Genomic DNA, 15,728 nt, shown 5'->3' with positions numbered 1-15,728 from the left:
CTCCTCAGGACGTCGAGTACCGTTTTCCTCCGACGGTTTCGGAGGACACGAATACGGGGTTGGTGTCACTATGTTACAAGCTCAGCGCTGTGATCGCGACCTGAGCTGTTCGGTCGGCGGCGATGCAACGCACCACCGCCGACCGGCGGACGATATTACTCGCCCTTGGCCTTCTGAATGATCTCTTCAGCCACGGCCTTGGGAACCTCGGCGTAGGAATCGAAGGTCATCGAGAACACGGCACGACCACTGGTCTTCGACCGGAGGTCGCCGATGTACCCGAACATTTCAGACAGCGGCACGAGGGCACGAATGACCTTCACACCACTTGCATCTTCCATCGACTGGATCTGACCGCGACGCGAGTTCAGATCGCCGATGACGTCGCCCATGTACTCCTCAGGAGTACGCACCTCGACCGCCATAAGCGGTTCGAGCAGCACGGGCTGCGCCAGACGGGCGGCTTCCTTGAACGCCATGGAGCCGGCGATCTTGAACGCCATCTCCGAGGAGTCGACGTCGTGGTACTGGCCGTCGAGCAGCTGGGCACGAACGTTGACCACGGGGAAGCCAGCCAGGATGCCGTACTGCATGGCGTCCTGGATGCCAGCGTCAACCGACGGGATGTACTCGCGCGGAACGCGACCACCGGTGACCTTGTCCTCGAACAGGTACACCTTGTCGTCGTCGGTCTCGAGCGGAGCGATTGCGATCTGCACCTTCGCGAACTGACCCGAACCACCGGTCTGCTTCTTGTGGGTGTAGTCGTACTTCGGCACCTCGCGACGAATCGTCTCGCGGTACGCAACCTGGGGCTTGCCCACGTTTGCCTCGACGTTGAACTCGCGCTTCATGCGATCGACAAGGATGTCGAGGTGCAGCTCGCCCATGCCGGCGATAACGGTCTGACCCGTCTCGGCGTTGAGGCTCACGCGGAACGTGGGATCCTCTTCGGCGAGCTTCTGGATCGCGACGCCCAGCTTTTCCTGGTCGCTCTTGGTCTTCGGCTCGATGGCCACCTCGATCACGGGCTCCGGGAAGGTCATCGACTCAAGCACAACCTGCTTCGCCGAATCGGAGAGGGTGTCACCGGTGGTGGTGTCCTTCAGGCCGATAACGGCGTAGATGTTGCCAGCGTTGAGCTCATCGACCGGGATCTCCTTGTTGGCGTGCATCTGGAAGATCTTGCCGATGCGCTCCTTCTTACCCTTGGTCGAGTTGACGACCTGGGTGCCGGAGGGGATGCTGCCGGAGTAGACGCGCACGTAGGTGAGACGCCCGAAGAACGGGTGCACGGCAATCTTGAACGCGAGCGCCGAGAACGGGTCGTCAGCTGACGGCTTGCGCTCGATGACGATCGACTCATCGCGGGGGTCGTGAGCCTCGATCGAGCCCACGTCGAGCGGGTTCGGGAGGAAGTCGACGACCGCGTCGAGCATCGGCTGGATGCCGCGGTTCTTGAAGGCCGAGCCGCAGTAGACCGGGTAGATCTCGTTGTTCACAACGAGCTTACGGATGCCGCCCTTGAGCTCTTCAATCGAGAGCTCCTCGCCCGCGAAGTACTTCTCGAGCAGCGCATCATCGGTTTCGGCGACGGTCTCGACGAGCTTCGCGCGGTACTCCTCGGCCTTGGCCTGGAGGTCAGCGGGAATCTCCTGCGTTTCGTAAGCGGCACCCAGGGAAACGTCACCCTTGGAGTCGCCTTCCCAGACGAATGCCTTCATCGAGAGCAGATCGACAACGCCGATGAAGTCAGACTCAGAGCCGATGGGCAGCTGCATAACGAGCGGCTTCGCGCCCAAGCGGCTGACGATGGTGTCGACCGTGAAGTAGAAGTCGGCGCCCATCTTGTCCATCTTGTTGACGAAGCAGATGCGCGGCACGCCGTACTTGTCTGCCTGACGCCACACGGTCTCCGACTGGGGCTCAACGCCCTCCTTGCCGTCGAACACAGCGACTGCGCCGTCGAGCACGCGGAGCGAACGCTCCACCTCAACGGTGAAGTCAACGTGGCCGGGCGTATCGATGATGTTGACCTGGTGCTTATTCCAGAAGCAAGTGACGGCGGCGCTGGTAATGGTGATACCGCGCTCCTTCTCCTGCTCCATCCAGTCAGTGGTCGATGCACCGTCGTGCGTCTCACCCAGCTTGTGGTTGACACCCGTGTAGAACAGGATGCGCTCGGTGGTGGTGGTCTTGCCGGCATCAATGTGGGCCATGATGCCGATGTTGCGGACCTTACTCAGGTCGGTGAGCACGTCTTGTGCCACAGGGTTCTCCTCCGGGGTGGGGGTGAAGTTTCGGAAGTTTTGACTCGAAAAGCAGAAAGCTCAGTCGGAGTCGCGAGGCGATGCCCCGGGCGCGGTGGGCCGATACGCGCAGAGCGCACCGACCCACCACAATGGTTCTACCAGCGGTAGTGAGCGAACGCGCGGTTCGACTCAGCCATCTTGTGAGTGTCCTCACGACGCTTCACAGCGGCACCCAGGCCGTTGGATGCGTCGAGGATCTCGTTGGTGAGGCGGTCGGTCATCGAGTTCTCACGACGAGCCTTCGCGTAGCTGGTGAGCCAGCGAAGGGCGAGCGTGTTCGCACGGTGAGGCTTGACCTCAACGGGCACCTGGTAGGTGCTGCCGCCAACGCGGCGTGAACGGACCTCAAGCGTGGGGCGCACGTTGTCGAGCGCCTTCTTGAGAACCGTGACAGCGTCTTGATCGGACTTCGCGGCAACGGCCTCGAGTGCACCGTAAACGATGCGCTCTGCGAGACCCTTCTTGCCGTCGAGGAGAATCTTGTTGACGAGCTGGCTGACTACGGGCGAACCGTAGACGGGATCAGCGACGACGGGGCGCTTGGGAGCGGGACCTTTACGGGGCATTACTTCACCTTCTTTGCACCGTAGCGGCTACGAGCCTGCTGGCGATCCTTGACCGCCTGCGTGTCGAGCGCGCCGCGCACGATCTTGTAACGAACACCGGGGAGATCCTTCACACGACCACCGCGCACGAGCACCAGCGAGTGCTCCTGCAGGTTGTGGCCCTCGCCCGGAATGTAGGCGGTGACCTCGGTGCCGTTGCGGAGCTTCACACGAGCGACCTTACGCATCGCCGAGTTCGGCTTCTTGGGGGTGGTGGTGTACACACGGGTGCATACGCCAGCCTGCTGCGGGTTCGCCTTCAGAGCGGGAGCCTTGGTCTTAGTGACCTTCGGCGTCCGGCCCTTCCGAACCAACTGCTGAATGGTAGGCAATAGTTCTCCTCATTTGTCCTGCACGGTGACAGGAATGCTTCAATGGATGAGCATGTACGATCGCTTGCGCGACCGCGGACCTGCTGTTTCACCGGGGTGAAACCGAGTGCAGGTATGCCGTGGGGGCCCACTTCTTGCGAAGCGTCCGACCCTGGGGCGCAGTCCCTCGAACCAACGTGCAGGCACGACTGAATCGGTGGAACACACCAACAGATAACTATACGGCGTGTTGCCTGGGTTTGGCAATGCTCCTGGCGGATACTTCGGCGCTCGGCGCCCTGAATATCGCGGCCCGCTGCACTCGGTAGCTCAGTATGAAGAGCACCCCCTCGGTGACGACCTTGGCGAGCCACAGCGGCACCCCGTGTTCAGTAAGAAACGACATCCAGACAATATTCGAGGCGAGCAGCACGGCGGCCAGCCCAACGTACTGAACTACTTGCCTACGGAGCTCCGCTCCCCCGGTTCGCGCGAACACCAGTCGCCGGTTCACCGCGAAGTTCATCCCCGCACTCAACACGCGCGCAGCAATGATCGACGGTACCAGCGCACCCGTGAGCGCCTGCAATATGACTAGCGCGATTGTGTCGATGACGAATGCCGACAGCGACGAGAGTGCAAACAGCAGCACCGGAAGCATCACACGCAGTGAGTCGAGCACGGGCCGAAAATGGCTGCTGCCATTGTCATCAAGATAGACCGTATCGATCGGGATCTCGCGAGCCGTGAACCCCGCACCCCGTAACCGCAGCAATACGATCTGCTCGTATTCGAATCGCTCCCCCGGCACCTCGGCCAGCCAGGGCAGCATCGCCGCGGGCACCCCGCGGAGTCCGGTTTGCGTATCGGAGAGCGGCCAGCCGGCAACGGCTCGGAAAAGCCACCGTGATACCGCGTTGCCGAACCGGCTTCGCACGGGCACGTCGCCATCGAAACCACGACAACCCAGCAGCAGCGGGGCCGTCTCGCCAGTGTTGGCGACCGAGCGCGCCGTGCCCTCCACGACACGCAGTATGTCAGCGACGGTGTGCTGACCGTCGGCATCGGCCGTGACAACTGGCGACCCGGGTTGCTCGCGCTGAGCGGCGGCGAACCCCGCCTTGAGCGTGGCCCCCTTTCCCCGGTTGGTATCGAATCGGGTGACCTGTGCGCCCACTTCGGCGACGTCCTCGAACACGCGATCGAATGCTGGCCCCGAGCCATCATCAATCACCCAGATGTCCGCGGGCGGTTCACCTGTGTCTGCGCATCGCAGCTCACGCACGAGCGAAACGAGTCGTGTGCTCGGTTCGTATGCCGGAATCAGAATAATCACGGCTCAGCCCCCGACGTAGAGGATGTCACTCGTGCCACGCTCGCCACCGTTAGACGGCTGATTAATGACCTCGCCGCCGAACACCATCGTCGACGATCCCCCGCCGTCGAGGTTATAGGCGGTCTCGGCTCCGAGATCCTGCATGATGCTTGCGAGCTCAGTCGTCGTGACACCGCGGCTGTATCCCTCGTCGCGGCCATCAACCACGACGAACACGAGATGATTGTCGTCGATGACTCCGACCGCGGTGCGTGGTTGTTCGCCCTGGATGGAGTGATTTCCGAAGTTCGTATCGATTTCGACGTCTTCGATACCGTCAACAGTCGCGCTGTCTTCGACGATCGCGGGCCCGAAGCTCAGGGTGTTCCAGACGCCGGCGGCGAGGAGCGCCTTGGCATCCGTGGTGGTTTCGTCGTACACCTTGACGGTGCCGTCAGAGTAGAAAGCGATACCTTCGCGGGCGCCTTCATCACGATAGACAACCCCGTTGCGAATCACGATGCCGGTATCACGGAAGCCGTAGTAGTCACCGTTGATCGCGAACGCGGCGTCGTTGTCGGCCGCGATCTCGCTCGTCTTCTCAGTAATGTTCGTGCCAAATTCGTTCTGCGCGAACGCCGATTTGAGATCTGTAGCGTCGCCGAGCTGCACATCGGCGACGTAGTAGGTCACAGTATCCGAGCCGCTGCCAGTAGTCACCTGCTTCACCTGTACCGAGGTGTCACCGTTGGTGTAAGTGTCATCCGTCGTGGTTCCCGTGGACGAGTCCGCGCTCGAACCCGCCGCCGTCGCTGCGGAGGCCTGTGCAGCCTCGTAGCTAGCGACGTCGGAGATCTCGACCTTTTCAATTAGAAAACGGTCGATGGCCCACACGGCCCCGCCACCGAGCACCAACGCAACCGCGGTAATTCCGGAGGCAATGGCGATGCGAATGCGGCGTCGTCGTCGCTTCCGCGGCTCGGGCGGCGGCGCCGAATTCGACGCGGTCGGCGCCGTGGGTGAAACGGGTTCTGGTCGAGGGTCTGTGCTCATACTCCTAGCGAAGCCGCGAGAGATAAGAGCAAGATAAGAGGCGAACTAACGCACGATGATTATTTGGGTGGTTCGAGATTGCGACTCAGGTCGTCGAGCATCAGCTGCACCTGGGGTTCGATGAATCGGTGGACCGCCGACTCGATTCGTGCGCGATGCGTCATCAACGCGAAGCAGACCTCACGGCCTGCTTCCTCCGCCTGCGCGTCTGCCTGCTCGATCTCGCCGCGCAAGCGCTGCTTCTCGTCAGCGCTGAGTGGGGGCCGCGGAAGCGGCGGCTCGGGCCGTGACTCCTCGGCCAGCCCGGCGAGCGTGAACAGGAACGGCTGCTCATCCTCGGGCGGCTCGGGATCGGGATCGAGCCCTTCAAATTCGGGTTCGAGGCCCCGTGCGGGATCGTAGCCACCCGCTTCCCACATCTCAGCGCCCTGCAACTCTGCGTGGAGCGTCGGCAGTTGCGTTTCGGTGAACTCTTCTACCCGCTTATCGATGATCCGTTGCATGCGGGATACGAGCGCGTGCACGACCTGGTGCGGCACGTCGACCGGTAACCCTGCTGCAGCGAGCAGTGGTGATCCGGTGCAGCGTCGGCACACCCGAGCACGCCCGCGATGCGTGCCGGGTCGCCAACTCGGCACCCAGCGCAGCCAGGCGTCGACTGCCGCGTCAACGCGATTCTCAATTGAGAGCGCCATGTCTATTCGCCGCCCTCATCGCGTCCATCGCGTTCATTGCGCTCCCAAGGCCACTGCGGCGCCGCCCGGTCGGTATAGACGCGGCGCGCAAGCACAGCCCAGAAGAGCAGCGCGGCAATCGCCCAAATCGCCGGCAGCGTTGCGGCGAAGGGACTGAGCCACGTTTCACCGAGCGACATGCCACCGAGCATACCCAGCAGACTCCACCAGAGGTAGCTGCCCACCGCGACCGTCACGATCGACGACCAGGCTGGCCCACGGCGACCGCGCAACAGGGTGAGCGCCTGACGCCAGAGCGTGAAACCGAGTATCCCTAGACCGGTCGCGAGAATCACGGGCGCAACCCAAGCGCCGACACCGCCACTCTCGACCGGGTCGCGATTCAGCGCGAGCGCCAGCCCACCCCACGCTGCCACCAGCAGCGCTGCGGCCGTAATTATCGCCGCGCCGACAAGTCCCCCTACGTATCCTCGGGTGACTCCGCGACGGGGCTCCGGGGTCATGCCTGGGTGGATGCCTTTGACTCAGCGAGAGAGGCCTCATACTCGGCGAGCTCACGCGCATTGCGCTGCTTCATGCGGCGGCCACGGCCGCCGATCCACGCACCGAACCACACGGTTACCTCGCGCGCGACGAGCGCGGCGCCAAGTGCCGGAACAGTCAGGCCGAATCGCGTAACGAGCGTTTCGATATCTCCCGACCAACCGCGCGATCCGCCGAGCATTTCGCGCGGCGTCTGAAAGGGCGTGCCAAAGTACGCGAGGGAGAGCGTGACGGCCACCCACACGAGAGCTGCAACGAAGAATCCGCCGAGTACATACGCCCACCAACCCGCGCGACCGACGATCAGCACGAGCAGCACGAGACCCACGAAGAACGCGACAGCCGACGCGATTATTGGCCACGATGTCAACCACGGCACGAGCCCGTCAGTGATGAAGGTCGACTGCGGAAAGCTTGGGGCCAGCCAGAGCGCGAGCACCCCGGAGAACACCGCTGCGAACGCGATTGTCGCGACGAGCGCAATCAGTACACCGGCACCGCGGTTGCCCTTGATCTCGGGCGGCATCGGCGTTTGAACATACAGCCCGGCCATCGGATGGTCGGAGCTGATGCGAATCTCGCCATCGCGCTCGGGGGCCTGCGCATCGGCGGCTGCGCTCGGCAGGTCATCGAGGGCGGGCAACGCCGTAGTCTCTTCGGGCGTCGGCGCGGTGCGCGCCGCGGATGCGCGCGACGAGCGGCCCGTGGGCGGCTCCATGTCGAGCTGCGTGTCGACCAGCGAGGCTTCTTCGCGGTGCGCACGCTCGGCGGCCTGTGCGGCATCGGGATCAAACGTAGCGTCGGAGCGCGCGTCCGTTTCTGCGTCTGCGATTGTTCGCGCGTCAGCATCACCGACGGGAACAGCGTCACCGTTCGGCGCGTCGGTCACGGATGCGGCAGGGACCTCACGGTCGGCCGACCCGTCGCCGCCGCTGCGCGAACGGCGCACCGCACGGAGCACCTCAGTCTGGCTCGCCTCGGTCTCCTCGACGGGAGCTCCCGGGTTCGCGGCGGTCTCGGGGGTTTCCGCAGCCCGCGATGCGGATGCCTCGCGCTCGTCGCTCATCGCTTCACCTCTCGTAGCGGATCGGAATGCCGGGCATCATTTTCGACACCAGACACGATCATGTGCGGCAACAGTACAAGCTCTGAGCAGAATCGCGAGTTTCCCGCGCCGCGCCCCGCCAACCTGAAAAACGAAACGGGCGCCCGCACCCGAAGGTGCGAACGCCCGTTTCTTCAGCGCTACAGGCTAGCTGTAGTTGCCCGGGTTGAACTCGTCAGCGGTGAAGCTGTCGAAATCAACGAACGAGAGATCGTTCTCGTCGAAGGTGCCCTCGGTTGCGAAGAGACGGTTCGGGTACCGCTCCGCCTTCGCGTCCTCGGTAGCGGCCACGTCGACGTCGCGGTACACACCCAAGCCGGTGCCGGCCGGGATGAGCTTGCCGATGATGACGTTCTCCTTGAGGCCGATGAGCGGATCGCGTGATCCCTCCATCGCGGCCTGAGTAAGCACGCGGGTGGTCTCCTGGAAGGAGGCCGCCGACAGCCACGACTCGGTCGCAAGCGAGGCCTTGGTGATACCCATGACCTCGGGGCGAGCCGTTGCTGCGCGCTTTGTCTCGAGCAGCGCTTCGCGGTTGATGCTCTGGTAGCGCGCACGGTCGACGAGCTCGCCCGGAAGCAGGTCCGTCTCGCCGTGGTCGACAACCGTCACCTTACGCAGCATCTGGCGCACGATGACCTCGATGTGCTTATCGTGGATCGGCACACCCTGCGAGCGGTATACGCCCTGGACGCCCTCAACGAGGTACTTCTGCACGGCACGCTCACCGGGGATGTGCTTGCCGTTCTCGGTGGAACCGACCTGCAGGATGTCCTTCGGATCAAGCGTTCCAGCGATGAAGGGCTGGCCCAATTCGACGTGATCGCCGTCTTCGACGAGCAGCGTCGAACGCTTCAGCACCGGGTACGCCTTCTCCTCCGTGCCGTCGTCCGGCGTGAGGAGGATGCGACGCGTCTTCTCCGAGTCATCGATGATGACGCGGCCGGCAGCCTCAGCAATCGGCGATGCACCCTTGGGGGTACGCGCCTCGAAGAGTTCCTGCACGCGGGGCAGACCCTGCGTGATGTCGTCGGCCGAAGCCGAACCACCGGTGTGGAAGGTACGCATCGTGAGCTGCGTTCCCGGCTCACCAATCGACTGCGCCGCGATGATGCCAACGGCCTCACCGATGTCAACGCGCTGGCCGGTTGCGAGCGAGCGACCGTAGCAAGTTGCGCACACGCCGACGGCCGATTCGCAGGTCAGCACGGAGCGCACCTTGATCTCGGTGACGCCGTTCTCGACGAGCTTCTCGATGAGCACGTCGCCCACGTCTTCGCCGGCCTGAGCCACGACTACACCCTCGCCGTTCACCGCGTCAGCGGCGAGCGTGCGGGCGTAGACCGAGTTCTCGACGTTCTCGTCGCCGACCAGCACGCCGTTGGCGTCGGGAGCGGCGATCGGGAGGTCGAGGCCACGACGCGTGCCGCAGTCTTCCTCGCGAATGATGACGTCCTGCGACACATCGACCAGACGACGCGTGAGGTAGCCCGAGTCGGCGGTACGAAGCGCCGTATCGGCCAGGCCCTTACGCGCACCGTGGGTCGCGATGAAGTACTCCGCCACCGACAGGCCCTCGCGGTACGAGTTGATGATCGGGCGGGGAATGATCTCGCCCTTCGGGTTCGACACCAGGCCACGCATACCGGCGATGTTACGGATCTGCAGCCAGTTACCACGAGCACCCGACGACACCATTCGGAAAATGGTGTTGTCTTCCGGGAACTGCTCGCGCATGGCCGCGGCGACCTCGTCAGTTGCCTCGGTCCAGATCTCGGTCAGCGCCTTCTTACGCTCGCTGTCCTGGATCATGCCGCGCTCGTAGTCGCGCTCGACCTTCGCCGCACGCTTCTCGTGCGTAGCGATGATCTCGCCCTTGTTGGAGGGCGTGACCACGTCGGAGAGCGCAACCGTCACACCCGAGCGCGAAGCCCAGTGGAAGCCTGCGTCCTTGATGCGGTCAAGCGTTGCCGCGACCTCAACCTTGGGGTACCGCTCAGCGAGGTCGTTGACCAGGCCAGACAGCGAACCTTTATCGGCGACGCGCTCGAAGTACGCGTAGTCGACCGGCAGTGCCTCATTGAAGATCGCGCGACCGAGTGAGGTCTCGACGAGCACCGGCTTATCCGATGTCACGCCGTTCTCATCGGTGTAACCGATGAGGCGGATCTTGACAAGCGCGCCAAGGTCGAGGGTGCCCTCGTCCATAGCGAGGATTGCCTCGGCGATCGAGCCGAACGCGCGGCCAGTGCCGATCGAGTCCTTCTTGATCGTCGTGAGGTGGTGCAGACCGATGATCATGTCCTGCGAGGGCAGGGTGACCGGGCGGCCGTCAGACGGCTTCAGGATGTTGTTCGACGCGAGCATGAGCACGCGCGCTTCGGCCTGAGCCTCGACGGAGAGCGGCAGGTGCACAGCCATCTGGTCGCCGTCGAAGTCCGCGTTGAACGCGGCACACACGAGCGGGTGCAGCTGGATTGCCTTGCCCTCAACGAGCTGCGGCTCAAACGCCTGGATACCCAGACGGTGCAGCGTCGGTGCACGGTTGAGCAGCACGGGGCGCTCGCGAATGATCTCCTCGAGCACGTCCCAGACCTCGGAGCGTGCGCGCTCGACCATGCGCTTTGCGGCCTTCACGTTCTGTGCGTGCGACAGATCCATCAGACGCTTGATGACGAACGGCTTGAACAGCTCGAGCGCCATCTGCTTCGGCAGACCACACTGGTGCAGCTTGAGCTGCGGACCGACCACGATGACCGAACGGCCGGAGTAGTCGACGCGCTTGCCGAGCAGGTTCTGACGGAAACGACCCTGCTTGCCCTTGAGCATGTCGCTCAGTGACTTCAGGGCACGGTTGCCGGTACCCGTCACCGGGCGGCCACGACGACCGTTGTCGAACAGAGCGTCGACGGCTTCCTGCAGCATGCGCTTCTCGTTGTTCACGATGATCTCGGGTGCGCCGAGATCAAGCAGGCGACGGAGGCGGTTGTTGCGGTTGATCACGCGACGGTACAGGTCGTTGAGATCCGAGGTCGCGAAGCGGCCACCGTCGAGCTGCACCATCGGGCGCAGCTCGGGCGGGATCACGGGAACGACGTCGAGCACCATGGCAGCCGGGCTCGCACCGGTCTTCAAGAACGAGCTGACGACCTTCAGGCGCTTGATCGCACGGATCTTCTTCTGACCCTTGCCCTCGGCGATCTGCAGGTGCAGCGTCTCCGACTCCTCAGCGAGGTCGAAGGACTCAAGGCGCTTCTTGATGGCCTCGGCGCCCATGTAGGCCTCGAAGTAATCGCCGTAGCGATCCTGCAGGTCAGCAAAGACCGCGTCTTCGGGCTTCAGGTCGCCGACCTTCAGGTTGCGGAAGTCCTCCCACACGCGCTGCAGACGAGCGATGTCGTCGTCGAAGCCCTTGCGGATGGCGGTCATTTCCTTCTCGGCCGATGCCTCGGCGCGACGGCGCTGATCGGCCTTCGCCCCTTCAGCTTCGAGCGCTGCGAGGTCTGACTCGGCCTGCTGCTGACGCTGCGCGATCGAGATGTCACGCTGATCTTCGAGCGCCTTCAGTTCGAGACGCAGCTCGGACTCCAGCTCACCCAGATCTTCGTGACGACCCTCTTCATCGATGTCGATGATCATGTACGCGGCGAAGTAGATGACCTTTTCGAGGTCCTTCGGCGCCATGTCGAGCAGGTAGCCCAGGCGTGACGGGACGCCCTTGAAGTACCAGATGTGCGTGACGGGCGCGGCGAGCTCAATGTGGCCCATGCGCTCGCGACGAACACTCGACTTCGTGACCTCAACGCCACACCGCTCGCAGACGATGCCCTTGTAACGAACGCGCTTGTACTTGCCGCACGCGCACTCCCAGTCGCGGCTCGGCCCGAAGATCTGCTCGCCGAACAGACCATCCTTTTCAGGCTTCAGCGTGCGGTAGTTGATGGTCTCCGGCTTCTTGACCTCGCCGAACGACCAGCTGCGGATGTCTTCAGCCGTCGCGAGACGGATCTGCAGCTCGTTAAAACTCGTACCCTCGAGCAAAATTTTCTCCTTGGGGATTTCAGTAAAAGTGAAGGTGTCGCCGGCTTAGATCTCGTCGATTGACGAGGATTCAAAGCGGGTGGAGAGGTTAATGCCGAGCTCTTCCGCGGTGCGGTGGGCCTCATCATCGTTGTCGCGCAGGTTGACGGCAACGCCGTCAGAGTTCAGCACCTCAACGTTCAGGCAGAGCGACTGCATTTCCTTCATGAGTACTCGGAAGGACTCGGGGACACCGGGCTCGGGGATGTTCTCGCCGCGCACAATTGCCTCGTACACCTTCACGCGACCGAGGATGTCGTCGGACTTCACCGTGAGCAGCTCCTGCAGCGCGTATGCCGCGCCGTACGCCTCAAGCGCCCACACTTCCATCTCACCGAAGCGCTGACCACCGAACTGCGCCTTACCACCGAGCGGCTGCTGGGTGATCATCGAGTACGGTCCGGTCGAACGCGCGTGGATCTTGTCGTCGACGAGGTGGTGCAGCTTCAGGATGTACATGTAGCCGACCGAAACCGGGTACGGGTACGGTTCGCCCGAGCGACCGTCGAACAGACGGGTCTTGCCCGAGGAGCCAATGAGGCGCTCACCGTCACGAGTGACGAGGGTCGAATCAAGCAGACCAGCGATCTCGGCCTCTGACGCACCATCGAACACGGGCGTCGCCACCTTAGTGTTCGGGGCAGCCTCGAGCGCGTCCTGGGAGAGCTTGGCGGCCCACTCGGGAGCGCCTTCGACCTTCCAGCCCTGCTTCGCGATCCAGCCGAGGTGCACCTCGAGCACCTGCCCGAAGTTCATGCGACCCGGGATACCCAGCGGGTTCAGGATCACGTCGACCGGAGTGCCGTCTGCCAGGAACGGCATGTCTTCGATCGGGAGGATCTTCGAGATGACGCCCTTGTTGCCGTGACGGCCCGCGAGCTTGTCGCCCTCGGTGATCTTGCGCTTCTGAGCGATGTAGACGACCACGCGCTGGTTGACGCCGGAGCCCAGCTCATCATCGTTGTCGTTCTCAGCGTCGAACACCTTGACGGACGTGACTGTGCCGGAGACGCCGTGCGGCACCTTCAGCGACGTGTCGCGAACTTCGCGGCTCTTCTCGTTGAAGATCGCGCGGAGCAGACGCTCCTCTGCCGACAGCTCGGTCTCGCCCTTCGGGGTGACCTTACCGACGAGGATGTCACCGGGAGTGACCTCGGCGCCGATGCGGATGATGCCGCGCTCGTCGAGATCTTTCAGCGCCTCCATGCTGGCATTCGGGAGATCACGGGTGATCTCTTCCTTGCCGAGCTTGGTGTCGCGAGCATCGACGTCGTACTCCTCGATGTGGATCGACGAGAGCGTGTCGTCCTTCACCAGGTTCTGGCTCAGGATGATCGCGTCCTCGAAGTTGTGACCCTCCCACGACATGAACGCCACGAGCAGGTTCTTGCCGAGCGCGAGCTCGCCATTCTCCGTTGCGGGGCCGTCGGCGATAACCTCGCCAGCCTCGATGCGCTCGCCAGCCTTGACGATGACGCGGTGGTTGTAGTTCGTGCCCTGGTTGGAGCGGTCGAACTTGCGCATGAAGTAGCTCTTCGTGCCGCCCTCATCCTCTTGGATGGTGACGAAGTCAGCTGACACCTCATCGACAACGCCAGCCTTCGCGGCGGTAATCACGTCACCGGCGTCGATGGCTGCGTAGCCCTCCATACCAGTACCGACGACGGGCGACTCGCTGCGCACGAGCGGCACAGCCTGACGCTGCATGTTCGCACCCATGAGGGCGCGGTTCGCATCGTCGTGCTCGAGGAACGGAATCAGCGAGGTCGCAACCGACACCATCTGGCGCGGCGAGACGTCCATGTAGCCAACGCGCTCGGCGTCGACCATGATGACCTCTGAGCCGCGAGGGCGCGCGAGCACCTGCTTCTCGACGAACGTGCCGTCCTTGGTCAGCGGAGCGCCAGCCTGCGCGACGAGGTACTCGTCCTCTTCGTGCGCGGTCAGGTAATCGACCTGGTCAGTGACCTTGCCGTCGACAACGCGGCGGTAGGGGGTCTCGATGAAGCCGAACGCATTGATGCGTGCGAACGTCGCGAGTGCGCCGATCAGACCAATGTTCGGGCCTTCAGGGGTCTCAATCGGGCACATACGACCGTAGTGCGACGGGTGAACGTCTCGAACCTCGACGCCTGCGCGGTCACGTGAGAGACCGCCCGGCCCGAGTGCCGAAAGGCGACGCTTGTTGGTCAGGCCCGCGAGCGGGTTGTTCTGATCCATGAACTGCGACAGCTGCGAAGTACCGAAGAACTCCTTGATCGCGGCCAGCACTGGGCGGGTGTTGATCAGGGTGTTCGGCGTGATCGCTTCAATGTCCTGAGTCGTCATGCGCTCACGCACGACGCGCTCCATACGGCTGAGTCCGGTGCGCACCTGGTTCTGAATCAGCTCGCCGACCGCGCGGATGCGACGGTTGCCGAAGTGATCGATGTCGTCGGTCTCGAGGCGCAGGTCGAGCTGCTTGCCGTCACGGGTGCCGGGCAGCGTCTCGGTGCCTGCGTGCAGGCCGACGAGGTACTTGATCGTTGCGACGATGTCTTCGAGCGACAGCACCGAATCGGTGATGGGAGCGTCGACACCGAGCTTGCGGTTGATCTTGTAGCGACCGACCTTCGCGAGGTCGTAGCGCTTCGAGTTGAAGTAGCTGTTGTCGAGGAGCGCACGCGCGGCCTCGATCGCAACCTGCTCGCCCGGGCGCTGCTTGCGGTAGATGTCCTTGAGCGCTTCTTCCTGGGTGACGATTGCGTCCTTCTCCAGGGTGAGTGCGATCGACTCGTAGCCGGCGAACTCCTCGAGGATCTCTTCGCTCGTCATGCCGAGTGCCTTCAGGAAGACGGTGACCGACTGCTTACGCTTGCGGTCGATGCGCACGCCAACCTGGTCGCGCTTGTCGACCTCGAACTCGAGCCATGCACCACGGCTCGGGATGACGCGGGCGGTGAAGACGTCTTTATCGCTCGTCTTCTCCTGAGCGCGCTCGAAGTACACGCCGGGGCTACGCACGAGCTGCGACACGATGACGCGCTCGGTGCCGTTGATGATGAAGGTGCCCTTGTCGGTCATGATGGGGAAATCGCCCATGTAGACCGTCTGGCTCTTCAGCACCTGAGTCTCGGTGTTGTAGAAGGCCGCCTCGACGTACAGCGGCGCGGCGTAAGTCTTGCCGCGCTCCTTGCACTCATCGATGGTGAACTTCTGCTCGTCGAGAATCGGGTTCTCGAACGAGAGCTGCATGGTGCCAGCGTTATCTTCGATCGGTGAGATCTCATCGAAGATTTCCTCGAGGCCACTCTTGAGTGCGATGTCATCGCGCCCCTGAGCTTGTGCCTCGACGACGCGTGTCTTCCACGTGTCGTTACCGACGAGCCAATCAAAGCTCTCAAGCTGGAGTGCCAGCAGGTTCGGCACCGACAGCGTGTCGGAAATCTTGGCGAAGGAAAGCCGCTTGTGATCGCGGCCGTTCTTCGGGTTCTGGGTGGACGATGCGTTGCGCGCAGCAGCCAAGGAAACTACCTCCGTGGGCCCCGTCGGGCCGGTTGACCTGGTCTTGCGAGAATTGCTTCAGGATCACGCGCGAGGCTCATCTGCGCTTTCGCGCCAGCTCCCGGGGCCTACCGATATATGCAGGCACACTGGTGTCCGTAGTGCAACTGTCAACTGTAACAGCATCGTTACCCGATGTCTAGTGCGGTTATTGTATTGCGCTCGG

The 15,728-nt window shown here is 63.1% G+C and carries 10 protein-coding genes; all 10 read right to left on the bottom strand.

What is annotated here, in order from left to right; genetic code table 11:
• Window positions 1-155: 155 nt before the first annotated feature.
• Complete coding sequence (gene fusA, locus ACFWHR_RS05115) at window positions 156-2,270, bottom strand: elongation factor G (RefSeq protein ID WP_382447189.1); 2,115 nt, start codon at window positions 2,268-2,270, stop codon at window positions 156-158.
• Window positions 2,271-2,407: 137 nt separating this feature from the next.
• Window positions 2,408-2,878 (bottom strand): 30S ribosomal protein S7, encoded by a 471-nt coding sequence (gene rpsG, locus ACFWHR_RS05110; RefSeq protein ID WP_053352784.1) that lies wholly within the window; start codon window positions 2,876-2,878, stop codon window positions 2,408-2,410.
• Window positions 2,878-3,249 (bottom strand): 30S ribosomal protein S12, encoded by a 372-nt coding sequence (gene rpsL, locus ACFWHR_RS05105; RefSeq protein WP_382447188.1) that lies wholly within the window; start codon window positions 3,247-3,249, stop codon window positions 2,878-2,880. Before rpsL ends, rpsG begins: the two co-directional genes overlap by 1 nt.
• 217 nt (window positions 3,250-3,466) lie before the next feature.
• Window positions 3,467-4,564: a GtrA family protein gene (locus ACFWHR_RS05100; RefSeq protein WP_382447187.1), complete on the bottom strand. Its 1,098-nt coding sequence runs from the start codon at window positions 4,562-4,564 to the stop codon at window positions 3,467-3,469.
• A gap of 3 nt (window positions 4,565-4,567) precedes the next feature.
• Window positions 4,568-5,596, bottom strand: a complete 1,029-nt coding sequence (locus tag ACFWHR_RS05095) for a phosphodiester glycosidase family protein (protein WP_382447186.1) — start codon at window positions 5,594-5,596, stop codon at window positions 4,568-4,570.
• A 59-nt stretch (window positions 5,597-5,655) separates the two neighbouring features.
• The gene (locus tag ACFWHR_RS05090; protein ID WP_382447185.1) at window positions 5,656-6,291 is read right to left on the bottom strand and encodes a spermidine/putrescine ABC transporter substrate-binding protein; all 636 of its coding nucleotides are present in this window, start codon (window positions 6,289-6,291) and stop codon (window positions 5,656-5,658) included.
• Between the two features lie 2 nt (window positions 6,292-6,293).
• On the bottom strand, window positions 6,294-6,794 hold the full coding sequence (locus ACFWHR_RS05085; RefSeq protein WP_382447184.1) for a hypothetical protein: 501 nt from the start codon (window positions 6,792-6,794) through the stop codon (window positions 6,294-6,296).
• Complete coding sequence (locus ACFWHR_RS05080) at window positions 6,791-7,900, bottom strand: hypothetical protein (protein WP_382447183.1); 1,110 nt, start codon at window positions 7,898-7,900, stop codon at window positions 6,791-6,793. The genes ACFWHR_RS05085 and ACFWHR_RS05080 overlap by 4 nt, the downstream gene beginning before the upstream one ends.
• A 186-nt stretch (window positions 7,901-8,086) precedes the next feature.
• Window positions 8,087-11,980, bottom strand: coding sequence for a DNA-directed RNA polymerase subunit beta' (locus ACFWHR_RS05075; RefSeq protein ID WP_382447182.1), 3,894 nt, complete (start codon window positions 11,978-11,980; stop codon window positions 8,087-8,089).
• 45 nt (window positions 11,981-12,025) lie between these two features.
• Window positions 12,026-15,523 (bottom strand): DNA-directed RNA polymerase subunit beta, encoded by a 3,498-nt coding sequence (locus ACFWHR_RS05070; protein ID WP_382447181.1) that lies wholly within the window; start codon window positions 15,521-15,523, stop codon window positions 12,026-12,028.
• Window positions 15,524-15,728: the final 205 nt, after the last annotated feature.

It is taken from the genome of Leucobacter sp. NPDC058333 (assembly GCF_042726155.1).
Lineage (GTDB): Bacteria > Actinomycetota > Actinomycetes > Actinomycetales > Microbacteriaceae > Leucobacter.
This window is presented reverse-complemented; position numbering and strand designations above follow the sequence as displayed.